We start from the raw sequence: 20,243 nt of genomic DNA, 5'->3' as shown, positions 1-20,243 counted from the left end.
GCGCGCCTGCAGCTTGCCCGGCCGAGTCTAAGAGGAGCCCCGCCTAGAACGGGAACTGCGTCCGTCCGTGCTGGACCGAGATCCATTTCTGGGTGGTGAAGGCCTCCACCGTGGCGTCGCCGTTCAGCCGTCCCAGACCCGAGGCCTTCTCGCCGCCGAAGGCCGCCAGCGGCTCGTCGCCGATGGTGGAGTCGTTGACGTGGATCATCCCGGTCTCGATCCGCTGCGCGAAGCGGACCCCGCGTTCCACGTCGCGTGTGTGGACCGCTCCGCTGAGCCCGTACGGGGTCGCGTTCGTGAGCCGGACCGCGTCGTCCTCGCCGTCGAAGACCACCAGCAGCGCGACCGGGCCGAAGATCTCCTGGCCCAGCAGCGGGGAGTCCTCGGGGAGGCCGGCCAGCACGGTCGGTTCGACGAGGTTGCCGCGCGTAGACCCTCGTACGAGCGCCTGGGCGCCTGACTCGACGGCGCGGTCCACGAGGGCGGTGAGCGCGTCGGCCTGGAAGGAGTTGATCAGCGGGCCGATGTGGGTGTCGGCCTCGCGCGGGTCACCGGTCTTCAGGCCGCGCACCCGCGCGGTGAACTTCTCGGTGAACTCCTCGGCGACGCAGGCGTCGACGAGGATGCGGTTGGCGGCCATGCAGACCTGGCCCTGGTACACGAACCGGCTGAAGACGGCGGCGTCCACGGCGTAGTCGAGGTCGGCGTCGTCGAGGACGACCAGCGCGCTGTTGCCGCTGAGTTCCAGGACGGTCCGCTTGAAGTGGCGGGCGGCGACCGCGCCGACGTGCCGTCCGACCCGGTCCGATCCGGCGAAGGAGATCACCTTCGGGACGGGGTGGGTGAGGATCGCGTCGCCTATCTCGGCGATGTCGGTGACCAGGACGTTGAGCAGGCCGGCCGGCAGGCCCGCGTCCTCGAAGATCTTGGCGATGACCCCGCCGCCGACCACGGGCGCGTTCTGGTTGGGCTTGATCAGGACGGCGTTGCCGAGGGCCAGGGCCGGGGCGACGGACTTGATCGTCACCAGGAAGGGGAAGTTGAAGGGGCTGATGACCGCGACGACGCCGACGGGGAGCCGCTGGACGCGGTTCTCCTTGCCCGCGACCGGGGAGGGCAGGATGCGGCCCTCGGGCCGGATGGCCAGCTGGATCGCCTCGCGGATGAACTCCATCGCGAGGTCGACCTCGTACTCGGCCTTGGGGCGGGTGCCGCCGAGCTCGTCGATCATCGCCTCGACGATTTCCTTGCGGCGGTCCTCGGTGATCCGCAGGGCGCGCTCCAGGACGGCGCGTCTCGCGTAGGGGCTGGTGGCGGCCCATTCCTTCTGGGCGCGCTCGGCGGCGCGGTAGGCCCGGTCCACCTGCTCGACGGTGGCCACCGTGATGGCCGCGAGCTTCTCCCCGTTGTACGGGTTGACGTCGATGATGTCCCACGAACCGGTGCCGGCCAGCCATTCGCCGTCGATGTACTGGTGAGCCAGGTCGTCGAATATGGACATGCCATCCCTTACTGCGAGCGCGCACCCGTGCGCTGCACCGGAGACCGATCGGTCATCGTCATGCACTGATCAGACGTCATAGTACGTGCGGATCAAGACAGTTGAAGCAGTCCGCGCAGGAGATCGCGGGTCCGGTCCGCGTCGGGGCAGTCCTCCTGGAGCCGCTCCATGGCCCGCGCGTACTGACCCACTTCCTCTTCTTTGTCCAGGTAGAGGGCACTGGTGAGCTGTTCCAGATACACGATGTCCTGGAGATCGGACTCCGGGAAGCGCAGCAGGGTGAAGGCTCCGCTCTCACCGGCGTGCCCGCCGAAGGAGAAGGGCATGACCTGAAGTTGCACGTTGGGCCGCTGCGAGACCTCGATGAGGTGCTCCAACTGCCCGCGCATCACGTCGCGGTCGCCGTAGGGGCGGCGCAGCGCGGCCTCGTCGAGGACGGCGTGGAAGACCGGGGCGCTCTCCGACACGAGGACCTTCTGCCGCTCCAGGCGCAGGGCGACGCGGCGGTCGATCTCGCCGGGCGTGGCACCGGGCATGCCGCGCTTGACGACGGCGTGCGCGTAGGCCTCGGTCTGCAGCAGGCCGTGGACGAACTGGACCTCGTAGATGCGGATGAGCGAGGCCGCACCCTCCAGTCCGATGTACGTCTGGAACCACCCGGGCAGCACGTCGCCGTAACTGTGCCACCAGCCCGCGGCGTTGGCCTCGCGGACCAGCCCCAGGAGGGACTCCCGCTCCGCGCCGTCGGTCACTCCGTAGAGCGTCAGGAGGTCCTCGACGTCCCTTGCCTTGAAGCTCACCCTTCCCAACTCCAAGCGGCTGATCTTCGATTCGGATGCGCGGATCGAGTAGCCGGCCGCCTCACGGGTGATGCCGCGGGATTCTCGGAGTCGCCTGAGCTGTGAGCCCAGGAGGATGCGGCGCACCACGGAACCGCCGGCGTCTGCGGTCACTAGTCCTGCCCTCCCCATCGCAATGGTGTGCGCGTGGTCTGCGCGGTGTGTCGCGTCCCGGGGCCCCCGAACCCCAGGGCCCGCAGTCTGCCACCAAAACGCTATGACCCGTACTCGTTCTGTAACGGAATCCGGCGTCCCGGAAAAGAAGTCCGTAAGTATGCGTAGGAAGAAATGAGCAAGAACCGTCACGGGAGGGGACAGGTCCGGCGCGTGCACGTGCATCTGCCCTTGCATCCGGCTTCCGCATTCGGAACGATGGTCCCGCGCACCTGCGTTCTTCATCGCGCAGGAGCCGGACCGACCCACCCCGCAGTTCTTTCTGGACGACAGCCGCCGCTCCGTCCGCGAATCCCGGGAGTGCCTCGCATGGGGACGAATGGATCGACCATGCTCGAGCCGTTACGGCAGGGGCTGCCCCCGGTCGACCCCACGGCTGTCTCCGGGTCCGCCTCCTGCGCCCTGCCCGCCCGCTTCGAGGCCGTCCGCGGGGCGCGTTCGTTCACCCGGTCGACGCTGTCCCAGTGGGGCCTCGACGACCGGTTCGACGATGTCTCCCTCGTCGTCTCCGAGCTCGTCACCAACGCGCTGCGCCATGCCCTGCCCGACGAGGACAGGGTGGGACGCCCGGCTTCGGACGCGCCGGAGCCGCCGGTTCGGCTCCACCTGATGCGGTGGAGCACCCGGTTGGTGTGTGCGGTGCGGGACCCCAGCGAGGACCGGCCGGGCGGGGCGTTCTCGCCGGAGCGGACCGAGGAGAACTTCGACCTGGAGTCCGGGCGGGGGCTGTTCCTGGTGGACTCGTACAGCGACAGCTGGGGTTGGCACCCGCTCGCCGGGCGCCTGACCGGCAAGGTCGTCTGGGCGCTCTTCATGCTCCAGGACTGACCCGACGTCACCCGTCGACCGTCCCGACGTCCCCACCGATCGAGGGGGCGTCACCCGCGCGTCCGCGCGGGGAAATTTCAGCCCATGAACGGCAACCGGCCGGGATTGATCCTTTCGATCAGTCCCGGCCAGTGCACGTGCATGGCTTGATCATTGCGCTGTTCCGATCAGGTTCCGATCAGGCGATCAGGTGGTCGAACTCGCCGTCCTTGACGCCCAGGAGCAGCGCCTCTATCTCCGCCGGCGTGTAGACCAGGGCCGGACCGTCCGGGAATCGCGAATTGCGCATGGCGACATCGCCGTCCGGCAGTTTCGCGAACTCGACACAGGAACCTTGCGAGTTGCTGTGTCTGCTCTTCTGCCAGGTCAGCCCGTACAAGGAAGCGAGTTCTGCAGCTGCCATCCCGTTGTACGCGTGGTCCACAGGAAGCCCCCGATAGTGCAGATGTCAACTGCACCGGATCATAGCTCTGTTCATAAGCAGCTGCATGGGCAGATGCACGTGCACGGAGGGTGCTGTCGTCGTCACCGGAGCGGCCACCGCATTCGTCACGGGAGCGACCCTCGCATTGTGCCGGGCGCGACCGGCGCATTCGCGCGCGGGGCGGCCCTTCCCCTTCACGCGGGGCGCCCCTTCCTCTTCCCGTCGGGAAAGGGAAGGCGGCCACCGCGGCCCGGACCCTCAGGTCCGCAGTGCCTCGGACACCTCGTCCAGCGCGTCCAGGAGCTGCCGGCCGGCCGCGCGCAGCACCCCCGGGTCCGGGGCGCCCCACACCGGCGCGCCCTCGTCCGCGACCAGCGCGCGCACGCGCTCCCATCGCGGAACACCGCGCTCCCGGACCTCCTTCGCACCCGCCTCGGTGTCGGCGCGCACCGCCTCGGCCAGGGCGGCCGCACCGGGCACCGGGGCCTGCGAGCGGTCCGGGAGGTGGGCCTCCAGCAGCATCGCGTTGCGCCCGAGGGCGGCCACCGCCTCGCCCGCGCCGTCGGCCGCCGCACGGGACAGGCCGCGGTGGCGCACCGGTTCCCCGGCCGCCCGGTCCACGGCGTCCTGCCAGTCGATCCGGGCGTCCCGGGCGGCCAGCAGGGCGGTGCGCACGTCCGCCCGACGGGCGTCGGCCGGGGCGGCGTAGTGGCCGAGCACGGCCGCCGCGTACCGTCCGTCGGCCGCGATCCAGTCGGCGAGGCGGGTGCGCAGCCTCGGGGTCTCCCAGGCCGGGTAGAGGGCGTAGGCGAGCATCGCGAGGAGTCCGCCGACCAGGGTGAGCGCGACCCGGTCGGGCACGGTCTGGTCCCAGCGGACGCCGCCCATGCCGAGCAGGAACACGACGTACGCGGACACGCAGACCTGCGATACGGCGTAACTGGTGCGCATCAGGACGTACATCAGGCCCGCGCTGACCACCGCGAGGAACCCGGACAGGTACATCCCCGGCTGCGCGAGCTGCACGATGCCGGTGGCGACGGCGACCCCGACGAGGGTTCCGGTGAAGCGGGCGACGGCCCGCGCGTACGTCTGGCTGAAGTCCGGCCGCATGATCATGACGGAGGCCATCGGGGCCCAGTAGCCGTGACCGAACGGCAGGACCTGCCCGATGAGGTACCCCGCGCAGGCCACGGCGGTGACGCGCACGGCGTGCCGCAGGATCGGCGAGTCCGGGTGCAGTTCGGCCCGTACGGACCTCAGGACCGTCGGCACCAGTGCGGTCAGGGTCGGCCGGAGCATCGAGTCGTCGGGGGCGACGGGCCGGCCGGAGCGGGGCTCGGCGGTCTCCAGCACGTCGTCCAGCAGCGCGGCGAGCCGGCGCGCGGCCCGCAGCGGCGCCCCGGTCAGGAGGTCCGCCGTGTCGGGGGACTTCAGCACGGCCAGGGCCGGCGCGGGCAGGCGTACCGGGTCCCCGTGCCGGATCGCCCGCGCGGCGGCGTCCAGTACCGTGCCGGCGGCGTCCAGCAGTTCCCGTACCCGGTCCCGCGCCGGTCCCTCGGCCGGCGCCCCGACGGCCGGGTCGGCGAGGGAGGCGAGGACGGGCCGGACCCGTTCGGCGAGCCCCCGCGCCCCGTGCAGTTCGGCGGGCCGGCGGCGGGCCTGACGCGCGGTCACGGTGGCGGCATCGCGGGCCCGCATCAGGGGTTGCGGGTCGAAGGCGCAGACGGGGTCGTGGCGCAGCCGGCGGGCGTAGTCGGCCTCGGCGGCGAGGGCGTCGGCCAGGGCGTCGCGCTGGGCGCCCCAGCGACGGATCGGGAACAGCACGATCAGCAGGGCCTGCACCACCCCGCCGGCGGCGATCATCGCGGCGTGCCCGGCGGCCTGCGCGACGGAGGTCGGCAGGGTCACGGTGACGAGCATGACCGCGACGTTGCCGGAGGCGATGATCCCGGCGGTGGGGCCGGCCGCCCAGAGGAGGCCCGCCGCGAAGGTCCAGACGGCGAGGAGGGCGAGGAACAGACCGGTGTGCGAGGAGCCGACGAGGTAGCCGACGAAGGTGGAGACGGCCAGGGTCAGCCCGGAGGCGAGGGCGAGGACGGGACGCGGGCGCCAGCTCTTCTGGAAGGTGGCGATCGCGGCCATGAAGGCGCCGAAGGCGGAGCTGGCGGCCGCTCCGGGGCCCAGGAAGGCGAGCCCGAAGCCGATCACGATCGCGAGGCCGACGGCGGCGCGCAGGGCGACGAGCGGTTCGAGGCGGGTGCGTTCGACCTTCATGCCGGTCAGGGCGGTGTGCTTCAGCGCCCGGAGCCAGCTCATGGGGTCGAGCCTAAGGCTCTTTCAGGACTTCTTCAGATTTGTACAGGTATGGCACATGGCTGTTCCATAAGGCGGATCATCACACCCCTCACGACCGCAATCGTCCGAAAGGCGGGTACGTCATGCTCCGCAACGCCCTTGAGCCCTGGCACCTGATCGTGCTGCTCGTCGTCTGCCTGCTGGTGTTCGGATCGAAGAAGCTGCCCGACATGGCCCGCTCGCTGGGCCGGTCGATGCGGATCCTGAAGTCGGAGACGCGGGCGTTGCGCGCGGAGGACTCCCCCGCGTCGGGCCCGACGCCCCCGACGGAGCACTGACGCCCCCGACGGGGCACCGAGGCAGGAGGGCGGGGGCCGGGGCGGGCGCGTGAGCCTTGGGCGGCGGGCTCAGCCCGGCAGGGAGCGGCGCTCGCCGCCGCCCACCCGTGCCCGGTCGGCGGCCGCCGTGCCGTCCTCCCATCCCGCCAGGTCGGTGGCGCCGCGCAGCCGGGTCGTGGTCGTGCGGGGGAACATCTCCTCGGCCCGGGAGCTGACCGCCACGTCGCGGGCCACCAGGGCGGGCAGGTTGTCGGGGACCTCGGAGGCGGTGTGCTCGGCCGTCTCGGCCAGCCGCTGGCCCAGCCGGCTCGCGTAGGCCAACAGGAACGACTGCCGAAACGTCTTGGTCCGCTTGCGCCCGCCGGAGCGCTGCGCCGCCTCGGCCCGGGTCATCGCCGCCGTCCCCTGCACCAGCAGCGAGGTGTAGAGCAGCTCCACCGCCTCCAGATCGCTCTCGAAGCCGACCACCGTGGAGAACTCGAAGCCGCTGTTCCACACCGCCCGACAGCGGTTCGCCGTGGACACCGCGTCCAGCAGCACCGCCTTGGCCTCCTCGTACGGGGGCTCCACCCCGATCCGGCAGGCGCCGGGCCGCCGGTCGGGCCCGGCGCCGCGCGCGGCCAGCAGGGCCTCGTCCACCGTGTGCCGGGCCATCAGCTCCTGCGCCTTCGCGCTGAGCGCCTCGGCCTCCTCGGGAAAGTTCGTCGCCTCGGCCTTCGCCAGCAGCGCGCGGATCCGACCCAGCATGCGGGGCTCGATGTGGGCGTGCTCCAAGGCGTCCGTCGGGTCGCCGGGAAGGGGCCCGACGGGCTCGATGGAGGGCAGCCGGATCAGCAGGCGGAACACCTCCAGGACGGAGGTCGCCAGGGAGAACCGGTCCGTCCGCTCCCGTGCCGCGAGGGCGTCCCCGTACCCGGCGTCGTCGCCCCACCACACCTCGGCGTCGGTCCACCGCTCGGGCAGGCGCGCGTAGCGCCGCGCCTCGGCGGCGACCAGGTCCCCCGCGATCCGCACGTGCGTCTCGTCGAGGTCCCGGCGCACCAGTCGCACCACGTCGGCCGGCCGCCAGCCCCGCTCCCAGGCCTGCCGTACGTACCCCTCCCCGCGCACCAGCAACTCCCGCGCGGCCCCGCTCCAGCGGGCGGTGTCGGCGGCGAGCAGCGAGGCCCCGGTGTCCAGGCCACTGTCGCCGTCGGCGTACAGGGCGGCTTCACAGGCACGGTCGACGATGTCTCTCACCGCTCCAGCTTGGCACGGCCCACCCCGGCCACCGCCGCGCAGGTCGGACAGGGGTGCGGGACCCCTGTCACACCCCGGTGGGACACTCGCGGACATGACCGACCGCACCCCCCGCTGGGCCCTCGCCGAGGACGGCGACGGCTGGTGGCACGCCGCACCCATCGAACCCGGCGGGACCGGCGAGGCCGGCGGGGTTGGCAGCACCGGCGGGGGCAGCGGTGTCGGCGGGACGGCGACGGCCGGGGCACCGGCGGTGCGCGCGCGGCAGGTCGCCGAGGCCGTACGCGCGGCCCCGGACGGCACCCGGTGGGTGTGGCGCTCCACCGCCGCCGTGTACCCGCGCCTGCTCGCCGCCGGGGTCCGCGTCGAACGGTGCTACGACATCGAGAACGCCGAACTGCTGCTCCTGCGCCACGAGGGCCGCTTCGGCGAGCCCCGCTCGGCCGCCGCCGCCTGGGCCCGGCTGGAGGGCCGGCCCGTACCGCCGGATCCCCCGCAACGCGCGGCCGAGCCCGGTGCCCAGGACTCCCTCTTCGAGCCACAGCCCGCCCCGGTCCCCCTGGACGCCCTGATCGCCGTCCACGCCGACCAGGTGGAACGGCACGACGCCACCGCCCACCCCGACCGGATGCGGCTCCTCACCACGGCCGAGTCGGCCGCGTTCCTGGTGGCCTCCGAGATGCACCGCGCGGGCCTTCCCTGGCGGGCCGACACGCACCGCGCCCTGCTCACCGAGCTGCTCGGCGAGCGGTACGCGGGCAGCGGGCAGCCCCGCCGGCTCGCGGAGCTGGCCGACGAGGTGTCGGCCGCGTTCGGCCGCCGGGTGCGCCCCGATCTGCCCGCCGACGTCGTCAAGGCCTTCGCCGAGACCGGCATCAAGCTCAAGTCCACCCGCCGCTGGGAGATCCAGGAGCTGGACCACCCGGCCGTGAAGCCGCTGATCGAGTTCAAGAAGCTGTACCGGATCCACACCGCCCACGGCTGGTCCTGGCTCGCGGACTGGGTCCACGACGGCCGCTTCCGCCCCGAGTTCATCCCCGGAGGCACCCTGACCGGCCGCTGGGTCACCAACGGCGGCGGGGCCCTGCAGATCCCCAAGGTGATCCGGCGGGCCGTCGTCGCGGACCCCGGCTGGCGACTCGTCGTCGCGGACGCCGACCAGATGGAGCCCCGGGTACTGGCCGCGATCTCCCGCGACCCGGCGTTCATGGAGGTCGCGGGCCGTCCCGAGGACCTCTACACCGCCATCTCCCGGCAGGGCTTCTCCGGGGACCGGGACATGGCCAAACTGGCCGTCCTCGGCGCGGTGTACGGGCAGACCTCGGGCGACGGCCTCAAGAATCTGGCCGCACTCCGACGCCGCTTCCCCCGGGCCGTGGCGTACGTCGACGACGCCGCGCGCGCCGGCGAGGAGGGGCGGCTCGTGCGGACCTGGCTCGGCCGGACCTGCCCGCCCCCGGTCTCCGCCGCCGACACGGACCCGGACGGCGAGGCCGGCGTGCCGCAGGACCGGGACGACGGCTGGACCCCGAGCTACGCCTCGACCAACACCCGTGCACGCGGCCGGTTCACCCGGAACTTCGTCGTCCAGGGCAGTGCGGCGGACTGGGCGCTCCTGCTGCTCGCGGCGCTGCGGCAGTCCATCGCCGCCGCCGGGATGCGGGCCGAGCTGGTGTTCTTCCAGCACGACGAGGTCATCGTGCACTGCCCGGCGGAGGAGGCCGAAGCCGTCGCGGAGGCCATCCGCGCCGCCGGTGACCGGGCCGGGCGCATCGCCTTCGGCGACACCCCGGTCCGGTTCCCGTTCACCACGGCGGTCGTGGAGTGCTACGCGGACGCGAAGTGAACCCCCCGGCGCGGCGACCGACCTGACGCGGTCGCCGCGCGGCGGTGTTTCACGTGAAACACCGCCGTCCCGAAGCCCGTTCGGGACCCGGGCCCGCAGCCCGTTCGGGACGGGCAGCCGTTCGGAGCCGGGTGCGGGTCAGTCGAGGCCGTGGAAGTAGACGTGGAACGCGTCGCGTTCGAAGCCCTCCGACTCGTACAGCCCCTGGGCGATGTGGTTGTCGTAGGCGGTCTCCAGCTGTACGCCGGAGACCCCGGCCTCGGCCGCGCGGCGCAGCACCTCGCGCAGCAGCGCCCGGCCCGCGCCGGTACGCCGACCGGCCGGGGCGACGTACAGGTCGTACAGGATCCACATGGGCCGCATGGAGAGCGAGGAGAAGGTGCGGTAGACCTGGGCGAAGCCGACCGTTCCGATCTCCGCTACATCGGCGAGCAGGACGAGCGACTCGTCCTTGCGGATGCGTTCGGCGAGGAAGGCCCGCGGCTGGTCGGGGTCCTCGGCGGTCACCTCGTAGAAGTCCAGATAACCGCGGAACAGCTCGGCGGCGACCGGAACGTCCGCCTCGCCCGCGACGCGCAGAACGACCCCGGCGCCTTCCTGCGGATCCTGAGTGGCGTGCTCCGCGGCCTGTCCGTGCATGTCTGTTCTCCCTCGTCCGTTCCTCACGGACGACCCTAATCCGCACGCACCACGAGCCCGGTGTGGGGGCTCGGCCCCTCCCGCCCCGCAGGCCCGACCGGTTGAACCTCGCGCCCCCAGCCGAGGCCCCCATCCAACCCGCCCCCGGGCAAAGCAAAAGCCCCAGGTCACGGCGAGTGAGTCCTGAGGCTTCTACAGAGCCGCCTTCGGGATTCGAACCCGAGACCTACGCATTACGAGTGCGTTGCTCTGGCCAACTGAGCTAAGGCGGCACCGCTGGGAGACGAGAATTCCCCCGAAGGGACGCTCTCATCAGCAGCGGCGCCAAGTCTACAGGGTTAAACCGGGTGCCCTGAACCGGGTTGTCCGGCCTTCGGGAAACAGCAACAAACCCGGACAGATGGTCCGCCCGTGGGAGGTCTATGCGCCGCGCGCGGGCCCGTCAGCACTTGGTGCCGTCCTTCGGTGCCTTGCCTTCCAGCAGGTACGTGTTGATCGCGGTGTCGATGCAGTCGCTGCCACGTCCGTACGCCGTGTGTCCGTCGCCGTCGTACGTCAGGAGCGTGCCAGAGTCGAGCCGGCCCGCCAGCGCCTGCGCCCACTTGTACGGGGTCGCCGGGTCCCGGGTGGTGCCCACCACCACGATCGGCGCGGCGCCCTTGGCTTCCAGCGCCCGCGCCGATCCGGTCGGCTTCACCGGCCAGTACGTGCAGTTCAGCGAGGCCCAGGCGAGCCCCGCGCCGAAGACCGGCGAGGCCTTCTCGAAGGAGGGCAGCGCCGCTTGGGCGGCCTCCGGCCCGGAGAAGGCTGGCGGCTGGTCGAGGCAGTTCACGGCGGCGTTGGCGAACATCAGGTTCGCGTACGTGCCGTCCGCCTCGCGCTCGTAGTAGCTGTCGGCGAGCGCCAGCAGGCCGGCGCCGTCGCCGTTCATCGCCGAGGTGAGCGCCTCGCGCAGTTGCGGCCACGCGCTCTCGTCGTACAGCGCGGCGATCACCCCGGTCGTCGCGAGCGACTCCCCGAGGGGGCGGGCCGGGTCTCCCGAGGGCACCGGCTGGGCGTCCAGCTTGCGGAAGAACTCGTTCAGCCGCTGCGCCACCGCGTCCGGGTCGCCCGAGCCGAGCGGGCACTCCGGCTGCTTCGCGCAGTCCTTGGCGAAGGACCGGAACGCCGTCTCGAATCCGGCCGTCTGGTCCCGGTTGAGTTCGAGCGCGGGCCTGGACGGGTCCATCGCCCCGTCCAGGACCAGCCGGCCGACCCGGCCCGGGAAGAGGTCCGCGTACGTCGCCCCCAGGAACGTGCCGTACGAGGCCCCGACGTACGACAGCTTCTCGTCGCCCAGCGTCGCCCTGAGGATGTCCATGTCCCGCGCGGCCTCGACGGTGGAGACGTGCGGCAGGACCCGCTGCGAGCGCGTCTTGCAGCCCGCCGCGAACTTCTTGAACGCCGCCACCAGCAGGGCCTGCTCCGCCTTGTCGTCCGGTGTCTGGTCCACCTGGGTGAACCGGTCCATCTCCGGCCCGGACAGGCACTCGACGGGGCTGCTGCGCTCCACTCCGCGCGGGTCGAAGGACACCATGTCGTACCGGGCCCGCACGGCCGCCGGGTAGCCGATGCCCGCGTACGCCTGGAGGTACCCGATGCCCGAACCGCCGGGCCCGCCCGGATTGACCACGAGCGAGCCGAGCCGCTTGCCCGGGCCGGTGGCCACGCGGCGGGCCACCGCGATGTCGATGGACTGCGCCGAACCGGGGGTACCGGGGTTCGCGTAGTCCAGCGGCGCCTTCATGGTGGAGCACTGGAAACCGGGGACACCGCAGTCGCGCCAGCTCAGCTTCTGCTCGTAGTACGGACGCAGTGCGGCCGGGACGGCGGCCGGCGCAGCCGTCCCGGTGGACTTCGGCGCGGAACTCCCGGACGAGGACGCGGCGGCGCGGGTTCCCCCGGATCCCTCCGAGGTACACCCGGCAAGCAGCAGCCCGGCGGCTGCGATCACGGTTCCGGTGGTTCGCAGCAGGCGACTGGTGTCCATGCGGCGAGCCTAAGGCCTGCCGGGACACCCGGCCGGGCTCCGCCGGTCCGGGGCGGCCGACCGCCGCCCGGGCGCGGGCCACCACCGGCGCGGGCCGGGAGTGTCACGGCCGCCGCGCCGGAACGCTCGTACGGGTGAACAGGTCAACGGACGGCGGGCGACGAACACCCGCCGGCGGCGTCCGGCCGCACGGTTCAGCCCGCGCGCAGCGCCATCGTCATGGCCTCGACGGCGAGCAGCGGGGCCACGTTCCGGTCGAGGGCCTCCCGGCAGCCGATGATCGCCTCGATGCGCCGCAGCGTGCGCTCCGGACCCGAGTCACGGGCGATCCGGTCCAGGTCGCCCCGTATCTCCTCATTGGCGATGGCGAGGCCCGAGCCGAGTTGGAGGGCCAGCACGTCCCGGTAGAAGCCGGTGAGGTCGGTGAGCGCCAGGTCGAGGCTGTCGCGCTGGGTACGGGTGCGGCGGCGCTTCTGCCGGTCCTCCAGTTCCTTCATGACGCCCGCCGTGCCCCTCGGCATCCTGCTGCCCGCGCCCGCTCCGGCCCCGAGCGCGGCCCGCAGTTCCTCGGTCTCCTTGGTGTCGACCTCTTCCGCGAGGTACTTGGCGTCCTCGGCGGCGGCGTCGACGAGTTCCTGGGCGGCCTTGAGGCAGTCGCCCACGTCGTCCACCCGGAGCGGCAGTCTGAGCACGGCGCTGCGCCGCGTCCGGGCCGCCTCGTCGGTGGCCAGTCGGCGGGCCCGGCCGATGTGCCCCTGCGTCGCCCGGGCGGCCGCGGCGGCGAGGGCGGGCTCGATGCCGTCACGGCGCATCAGCACCTCGGCGACGGCGGCCACGGGCGGAGTGCGCAGGGTCAGGTGCCGGCAGCGGGAGCGGATGGTGGGCAGCACGTCCTCCAGGGAGGGCGCGCACAGCAGCCACACCGTCCGCGGAGCCGGTTCCTCGACGGCCTTGAGCAGGACGTTGCCGGCGCCTTCGGTGAGTCGGTCGGCGTCCTCCAGGACGATGACCTGCCAGCGCCCGACGGCCGGCGACAGCTGGGCCCGGCGGACCAGGGCGCGGGTCTCCTTCACACCGATGGACAGCAGATCGGTACGGACGATCTCCACATCGGCGTGCGTGCCGATCACGGTGGTGTGGCAGCCGTCGCAGAAGCCGCAGCCCGGTTCCCCGCCGAGGGCGCGGTCGGGGCTGGTGCACTGGAGGGCCGCCGCGAAGGCGCGGGCGGCGGTGGCCCGCCCCGATCCCGGCGGGCCGGTGAACAGCCAGGCGTGGGTCATCTTGGACCCGGTGGGCTGCGGCGTCCCCTCCGACGTGGCCGTGACCTGGGCGTCGGCGTCACGGGCGGCGGCAGCGAGCTGCGTCTGCACGCGCTCCTGACCCACCAGGTCGTCCCATACGGGCATCCCGCCCACCACCTTTCACTGTCCGTGTGTACCTGTGCACATTCTGACGGACGGCACTGACACCGACGGCGCCCCACCGCCCGCTCCGCCGGCACCGCCCACACCCCGAGCGCCTTGAGCGCCCCGAGCGCCCGAGCGCCCTCAGCGGCGGCGACCCCGGCGGTCCTCGTCGTCCTCGTCGTCCTTGCGCGGGCCCAGCAGTTCGTCCGCCAGGGTCGGCAGGTCGTCCATCGGGGTGGCCTCGGCCCAGTCCGAAGGCGCCCGACGCGGCCGTCCCTCGTCGTCGACGACGGGAAGCTCGCGGGTCACGTCGTCCTCGCGGTCCGCCTTCGCGCCCCGGCCGCGGTTCCCGGGCTCCCGGAAGATGTCCGAGGGCACCCGGTCGGCGGGGTTCTCCTGGGGGCGGCGGACCGTCGGCCGGGAGGCGGACGGGGTCTGACCGGAGGACGCCGGGGCCTGCCGGGCAGGACCGTCGGCGGGACCCGCGTCACGGACCGGCGGCAGCACCGAGGTCTCCGCGGCCGGATCGACCTTCGGCACGGGGACCGTCTGTGTGACGTCGTCGGGCTGCACGAACCGCTTGACCACCGGGGTCTCCACCGTGATGGCGTCGTCCGGGTGCGGGTTCTTGCGCATGCCGATCTTGGGTGCGCCCGCCGGTGCCGGGGCATCGGCGGGCGCCGGTGCCGGGGCCGGTGCCGGCGGCGGCGTGGCGGCGGCCTGGGCAGCCGCGCGAGCCGCCGAGGCGGCGGCCGACGCCTCCGCCAAGCGGCGTGCTTCCTCGGCCCTGAGCAGGGCCTCCTCGGCACGGCGCTGCTTCTCCAGCCGACGGTCCTCGGCCTCGGCGCGCAGCCTGGCCTCCTCCTCCGCCTGGGCGCGCAGTCGCTCGGCCTCCGCCGCGCGGGCCTTCTCCTCGGCCTCCGCGCGCAGGCGCTCGACCTCGGCCCGGGCCCGGGCCTCCTCGGCGACGCGCCGGCGCTCCTCTTCCGCCTTGCGGGCGGCCTCTTCCTCGGCGACTCGCCGTGCCTCCGCCGCCTCGGCCTCGGCCTTGACCCGGGCCTCCTCGGCCTCGCGGGCCTTGCGGGCCTCCGTCTCGACGCGCACCCGCTCTTCCTCGGCCTTGCGCGCCGCCTCTTCCTCCGCCTTGCGCTTCGCCTCGGCCTCGGCGAGCCGTCGGGCTTCGAGCTGCGCCGCGATCTCCTGCTCGGAGAGCGGAAGCATCCGGTCCAGGCGGTGCCGGACGACGGTGGTCACCGATCCCGGTTCCTGGCCCGCGTCCACCACCAGGTAGCGCCCGGGGTCGGCCGCGGCCAGCGTCAGGAACCCGGAGCGCACGCGCCGGTGGAACTCCGCGGGCTCCGACTCCAGCCGGTCCGGCGCCTCGGTGAACCGCTCCCGGGCCGTCTCCGGCGACACGTCGAGCAGCACGGTCAGGTTCGGTACGAGCCCACCCGTGGCCCAGCGGGAGATCCGGGCGATCTCGGTCGGGGACAGGTCGCGGCCGGCGCCCTGGTAGGCCACGGAGGAGTCGATGTAGCGGTCGGAGATGACCACGGCGCCCCGCTCCAGGGCGGGCCGGACCACGGTGTCCACGTGCTCGGCACGGTCGGCGGCGTACAGCAGCGCCTCGGCGCGGTTCGACAGCCCGGCCGAGGACACGTCGAGCAGGATCGAGCGCAGCCGCTTGCCGACCGGGGTGGCTCCCGGCTCGCGCGTGACGACGACCTCGTGGCCCTTGCCCCGTATCCAGTCGGCCAGCGCCTCCACCTGGGTGGACTTGCCGGCGCCGTCACCGCCTTCCAGGGCGATAAAGAAGCCGGTGGCGGAGGCGGCCTGGAGCGGTTCCCCGCCGCGCAGCGCCTCGCGCAGGTCGCGTCGCAGCGGTACTCCGCTGCGGTCGTCGGCCTTGGTCAGCACCACCACGGCGACGGGCAGCAGCAGCGCGCCGACCAGCATCAGCGTGAAGGCCGCGCCGCCGTGGGAGAAGACGACCTCGCCGCCGTCCAGCCGGTGCGGGCCGATCGCGGCGGCGAGCAGCGGGGCGGCCACCGCCCCGACGGCCACGGCCACCCGCACGACGGCCTGGAGGTGCTCGGTGACCCGGGCCCGGCGGAATTCCTCGGTCTCCTGGTCCAGCAGGGTGTGCGCGGTGTTGGCGGCGGTACCGGCGGCGGTGCCCGCGATCAGGGCCAGGAACAGCCCGGTCGCCATGTCCGGGACCAGCCCGACGAGCAGCAGTGCGAGCCCGGTCACCGCTATGGCGAGGGCCAGCAGCCGGCGCCGTGACAGGGCGGGCAGGATCTTGCCGGCCTCGGTCGCACGGATGCCGAGGCCGGTGCCGCCGACCAGCGCGAGGACCAGCAGGGCGTACGAGGCGGGCCCGCCGCCCAGGTCGAAGCCGTGCAGTACGGAGACGGAGGCGGCGGAGGCCACCGCTCCGGCGACGGCGGCGGAGGCCAGGACGAGCAGCGGGACGGCGCCCGTACGGCCCTTGTCGGGACGGTCGCCGGCCTTGGGGGCGCGTAGCCCCTCCAGCGGGGAGCGCGGGCGCGGGGTCTTCGTGCCGGGCAGCACCAGGGGAAGCAGCAGGGACACGGACGCGGCGAACAGACCGGCGGCCACGTAGGACCCCAGGGCGGCCTGGTTCGCGGCGAACCACTCCACGCCGAGGCCCAGCGCACGGCCGACCAGCGTCGAGGCGAGCAGCGCGGCGGCCGCGACGGGCAGCGCCGCGAAGGCGGTGCGCAGGGTCAGGCGCCGCAGCGTGTCGAGGTGGTCCGGGAGCGGCCGTACGGTCGCCCCTTCCGGCGGCGGCGGGGGCAGCAGGGCGGGAGCCGCGCTGTCCTTGGCCAGGGTCCACAGCCGTTCGGCGGCCCCGGACACGAAGACGGTGGCCAGCAGCGCGGTCATGGCGTGCGCCGGGATCCAGTCCAGCCAGAGGGGGGCGACGACGAACAGTGCGATCCGGACCCCGTCGGCGCCGACCATCGTCCAGCGGCGGTCGAGCCTGCCCCCGGGGGCGGTCAGCTTGGCGAGCGGCCCGAGGAGCACGGCCCCGAAGAGCACGGTGGCCACGACCCGGACCCCGAACACGGCCGCGACGGCAAAGGCCGCTCCGCGGAACCCGTCCCCGAAGGTTCCCTCGGAGACCGCCGCCTGATAGGCCAGCAACACCAGGACCAGCAGGGCGAGGGCATCGCCGATGCCGCTCACCAACTGGGCACTCCACAAACGCCGCAGTCTGGGGGCGCGCAGCAGGGCACGCACCGCGCGCTCGCGGGAGTCCGCGGCCAGGGCTTCGTCGTAGGTGGCGTTCTCGTCGGCGGTCTCGGTGTCGGTCACGACCGTCGGCTGCTCGGCTCGCGTCATCCGCCCAGCCTATCCGCTGTGCATCGTGGCTGCGGAGGCCTGTGGACAACCCCGGGTGTGACCCCGCACCCACCCCTTCGTCCGGGAAACCGAAGGGCCCCCGCGCGGCATGCGCGGGGGCCCTTCACGGGCTCGACTCACCCCGGTTCGACCAACCGATCGACCAACCGATCGACCAACCGATCGACCAACCGATCGATCGACCAACCGATAGACCTGCCGATCGACAACCGACCGTCCGATCGTCCGACCTGAGGCGGCTAGTCGTCCGACGCCGCCGGAGCGGTCGTCGCCTTCTTCGCCACCGTCTTCTTCGCGGCCGTCTTGGTCGCGGTGGCCTTCTTCGCCGTCGTCGTCTTCTTGGCCGCCGTCTTCTTGGCGGTCGTCGTGGCCTTCTTGGCGGGCGCCTTCTTCGCCGGGGCCTTCTTGGCCGTCTTCTTCGCCGGACCCTTCGCCCGCTTCTCGGCGAGCAGTTCGTAGCCGCGCTCCGGCGTGATCGTCTCGACGTCGTCGTCCCGGCGCAGCGTCGCGTTCGTCTCGCCGTCCGTCACGTACGGACCGAAGCGGCCGTCCTTGACCACCACCGGCTTCTCGCTCACCGGGTCGGTGCCCAGTTCCTTCAGCGGGGGCTTGGCCGCGGCCCGTCCGCGCTGCTTCGGCTGCGCGTAGATGGCGAGCGCCTCGTCCAGCGTGATCGAGAACAGCTGGCCCTCGGTCTCCAGGGACCGCGAGTCCGTGCCCTTCTTCAGGTACGGGCCGTAGCGGCCGTTCTGGGCCGTGATCTCCACGCCCTCCGCGTCGGCTCCGACGACCCTGGGCAGGGACATCAGCTTGAGCGCCTCGTCCAGGGTGACCGTGTCCAGGCTCATCGACTGGAACAGCGAGGCCGTCCGCGGCTTGACCGCGTTCTTGCCGGTCTTCGGGGTGCCCTCGGGCAGGATCTCCGTCACGTACGGCCCGTAGCGGCCGTCCTTCGCGACGATCTGGTTCCCGCTGACGGGGTCGGTGCCCAGCTCGAACTCGCCGCTCGGCTTCGCGAAGAGTTCCTCCGCGTACTCCACCGTGAGCTCGTCGGGAGCCATGTCGTCCGGGACGTCGGCCCGCTGGTGGCCTTCGGCGTCCTTCTCACCGCGCTCCACGTACGGCCCGTAGCGGCCCACGCGCAGCACGATTCCCTCGCCGACGGGGAAGGAGGAGATCTCCCGGGCGTCGATGGCGCCGAGGTCGGTGACGAGTTCCTTGAGACCACCGAGGTGGTCGCCGTCGGCCGGTACGACCTCGGACGCGTCCTCGGCGCCGAAGTAGAACCGCTTCAGCCACGGCACGGACTGGGCCTCGCCCCGCGCGATGCGGTCGAGGTCGTCCTCCATCTTCGCCGTGAAGTCGTAGTCGACGAGCCGGCCGAAGTGCGTCTCCAGCAGGTTGACCACGGCGAACGACAGGAAGGACGGCACGAGGGCCGTGCCCTTCTTGAAGACGTAGCCGCGGTCGAGGATGGTGCCGATGATCGACGCGTAGGTCGAGGGGCGGCCGATCTCGCGCTCTTCCAGCTCCTTGACCAGCGAGGCCTCGGTGTACCGGGCCGGCGGCTTGGTCGAGTGGCCGTCCACCGTGATCTCCTCGGCCGACAGCGCGTCGCCCTCGGCGACCTGCGGCAGCCGCTTCTCACGGTCGTCGAGCTCGGCGTTCGGGTCGTCCGCGCCCTCGACGTAGGCCTTCATGAAGCCGTGGAAGGTGATCGTCTTGCCGGACGCGCTGAACTCGGCGTCACGGCCGTCGGCGGCGCGCCCACCGATCTTCACGGTCACGGAGTTTCCGACCGCGTCCTTCATCTGGGAGGCGACGGTCCGCTTCCAGATGAGTTCGTACAGACGGAACTGGTCGCCGGTCAGACCGGTCTCGGCCGGAGTGCGGAAACGATCTCCCGAGGGGCGGATCGCCTCGTGCGCCTCCTGCGCGTTCTTGACCTTGCCGGCGTACACGCGCGGCTTCTCCGGCAGGTAGTCGGCTCCGTAGAGCTGGGTGACCTGCGCCCGCGCCGCGTTCACCGCGGTGTCGGAGAGCGTCGTGGAGTCGGTACGCATATAGGTGATGAAGCCGTTCTCGTACAGCTTCTGCGCCACCTGCATCGTCGCCTTCGCACCGAAGCCGAGCTTGCGCGAGGCCTCCTGCTGGAGCGTCGTCGTGCGGAACGGGGCGTACGGGGAGCGGCGGTACGGCTTCGACTCGACCGAGCGGACGGCGAACGAAGCGCTCTCCAGCGCGGTGGCGAGCGCCCGGGCGCCGGCCTCGTCGAGGTGCAGGACCTCGCTCTTGAGCTTGCCGTTCGAACCGAAGTCACGGCCCTGGGCGACGCGCTTGCCGTCCACCGTGTTCAGGCGGGCGACCAGCGTCGAGGGGTCGGAGGCGTCACCGGCGCGGCCGGTGCCGAAGGTGCCGGTCAGGTCCCAGTACTCGGCGGAACGGAAGGCGATGCGCTCGCGCTCCCGCTCGACGACGAGACGGGTGGCCACCGACTGGACGCGGCCCGCCGACAGCTTCGGCATGACCTTCTTCCACAGGACCGGCGAGACCTCGTAGCCGTAGAGGCGGTCGAGGATGCGTCGGGTCTCCTGGGCGTCGACCATGCGCTGGTTGAGCTCGCGCGGGTTGGCGACGGCGTCGCGGATCGCATCCTTGGTGATCTCGTGGAAGACCATCCGGTGGACGGGGACCTTGGGCTTGAGGACTTCCTGCAGGTGCCATGCGATGGCTTCGCCCTCGCGGTCCTCATCGGTGGCGAGGAAGAGTTCGTCGGACTCGGCCAGCAGCTCCTTGAGCTTCCTGACCTGGGCCTTCTTGTCCGCGTTGACGACGTAGATCGGCGCGAAGTCGTGTTCGACGTCCACGCCGAGACGACGGACCTCGCCGGTGTACTTGTCGGGAACCTCGGCCGCGCCACTGGGGAGGTCGCGGATGTGCCCGACGCTCGCCTCGACGACGTATCCCGGGCCGAGGTAGCCCTTGATCGTCTTCGCCTTGGCAGGGGACTCGACGATGACGAGTCGGCGGCCGCCCTTTGCGGTCTCGCTAGTCGGGGACAACTTGGCTCTTCTCTCCGGTTCGGCACTCGGTCGCGGTACGGCGACGCTGCGGAGTGTGACGGTACAACCCGCACCCGTGTCAAACGGCACAAGCCCGCAACGGCCACTCGAACGGTAACCCGACAAGTGCCGTTTCTGCCGCCCGGATGCCACGGCGGACCCCTCACGGTCACCGGGCAGAGTGGCCCGGGGGCCGTCTGGCCCCTGCCCGCGCACCGCCGCCGGACCCT

At 72.5% G+C, this 20,243-nt stretch carries 13 protein-coding genes and 1 tRNA gene; 3 read left to right on the top strand and 11 right to left on the bottom strand.

Annotation, left to right across the window (positions count from 1 at the left end; all coding sequences use genetic code 11):
• Positions 1-43 precede the first annotated feature (43 nt).
• Positions 44-1,501 (bottom strand): aldehyde dehydrogenase family protein, encoded by a 1,458-nt coding sequence (locus tag OG906_RS18970; RefSeq protein WP_329444351.1) that lies wholly within the window; start codon positions 1,499-1,501, stop codon positions 44-46.
• 92 nt (positions 1,502-1,593) lie between these two features.
• A complete protein-coding gene (locus OG906_RS18965; RefSeq protein WP_267799888.1) occupies positions 1,594-2,472 on the bottom strand; it encodes a helix-turn-helix domain-containing protein in 879 nt (292 codons plus the stop codon).
• Between the two features lie 351 nt (positions 2,473-2,823).
• Here OG906_RS18965 and OG906_RS18960 point away from each other — a divergent pair, with 351 nt between their 5' ends.
• Entirely contained in the window at positions 2,824-3,342 is a 519-nt protein-coding gene (locus OG906_RS18960; RefSeq protein WP_329444347.1) for an ATP-binding protein, read from the top strand.
• 178 nt (positions 3,343-3,520) lie between these two features.
• Here OG906_RS18960 and OG906_RS18955 read toward each other — a convergent pair whose 3' ends face one another.
• On the bottom strand, positions 3,521-3,766 hold the full coding sequence (locus OG906_RS18955; RefSeq protein WP_267799886.1) for a DUF397 domain-containing protein: 246 nt from the start codon (positions 3,764-3,766) through the stop codon (positions 3,521-3,523).
• 258 nt (positions 3,767-4,024) lie between these two features.
• Positions 4,025-6,085, bottom strand: coding sequence for an FUSC family protein (locus tag OG906_RS18950; protein WP_329444345.1), 2,061 nt, complete (start codon positions 6,083-6,085; stop codon positions 4,025-4,027).
• Positions 6,086-6,207: 122 nt separating this feature from the next.
• On the opposite strand from OG906_RS18950, the gene tatA reads away from it, so the two are divergent.
• A complete protein-coding gene (gene tatA / locus OG906_RS18945; RefSeq protein ID WP_329444343.1) occupies positions 6,208-6,402 on the top strand; it encodes a Sec-independent protein translocase subunit TatA in 195 nt (64 codons plus the stop codon).
• 69 nt (positions 6,403-6,471) lie between these two features.
• Here the strand turns inward: tatA and OG906_RS18940 are convergent, their stop codons facing one another.
• Positions 6,472-7,641, bottom strand: a complete 1,170-nt coding sequence (locus tag OG906_RS18940; protein WP_329444340.1) for a DUF2786 domain-containing protein — start codon at positions 7,639-7,641, stop codon at positions 6,472-6,474.
• Positions 7,642-7,735: 94 nt separating this feature from the next.
• Between OG906_RS18940 and OG906_RS18935 the strand changes: the two genes are divergently transcribed.
• Positions 7,736-9,487, top strand: a complete 1,752-nt coding sequence (locus OG906_RS18935) for a bifunctional 3'-5' exonuclease/DNA polymerase (protein ID WP_329444338.1) — start codon at positions 7,736-7,738, stop codon at positions 9,485-9,487.
• Between the two features lie 138 nt (positions 9,488-9,625).
• Here the strand turns inward: OG906_RS18935 and OG906_RS18930 are convergent, their stop codons facing one another.
• The 6 genes from OG906_RS18930 to topA all read right to left on the bottom strand — a co-directional run bounded on the left by OG906_RS18930 (position 9,626) and on the right by topA (position 20,013).
• On the bottom strand, positions 9,626-10,126 hold the full coding sequence (locus tag OG906_RS18930) for a GNAT family N-acetyltransferase (RefSeq protein WP_329444336.1): 501 nt from the start codon (positions 10,124-10,126) through the stop codon (positions 9,626-9,628).
• 198 nt (positions 10,127-10,324) lie between these two features.
• Positions 10,325-10,398: transfer RNA gene (locus OG906_RS18925), tRNA-Thr, on the bottom strand.
• A gap of 170 nt (positions 10,399-10,568) precedes the next feature.
• Positions 10,569-12,155, bottom strand: coding sequence for an alpha/beta hydrolase (locus OG906_RS18920; protein WP_329444334.1), 1,587 nt, complete (start codon positions 12,153-12,155; stop codon positions 10,569-10,571).
• Between the two features lie 194 nt (positions 12,156-12,349).
• Complete coding sequence (locus OG906_RS18915) at positions 12,350-13,561, bottom strand: DNA polymerase III subunit delta' (protein WP_329444331.1); 1,212 nt, start codon at positions 13,559-13,561, stop codon at positions 12,350-12,352.
• A gap of 141 nt (positions 13,562-13,702) precedes the next feature.
• Entirely contained in the window at positions 13,703-16,930 is a 3,228-nt protein-coding gene (gene tmk / locus OG906_RS18910) for a dTMP kinase (RefSeq protein WP_329444329.1), read from the bottom strand.
• Between the two features lie 260 nt (positions 16,931-17,190).
• Positions 17,191-20,013 carry a type I DNA topoisomerase gene (topA, locus tag OG906_RS18905; RefSeq protein ID WP_329444327.1) on the bottom strand — a complete coding sequence of 941 codons (2,823 nt, stop codon included), beginning with the start codon at positions 20,011-20,013 and terminating at the stop codon, positions 17,191-17,193.
• Positions 20,014-20,243 lie beyond the last annotated feature (230 nt).

The sequence above is a fragment of the Streptomyces sp. NBC_01426 genome, from assembly GCF_036231985.1.
Taxonomy (GTDB): domain Bacteria; phylum Actinomycetota; class Actinomycetes; order Streptomycetales; family Streptomycetaceae; genus Streptomyces.
The sequence above is the reverse complement of the archived record's forward strand: the minus strand, read 5'-3'. Positions and strand labels throughout refer to the sequence as shown.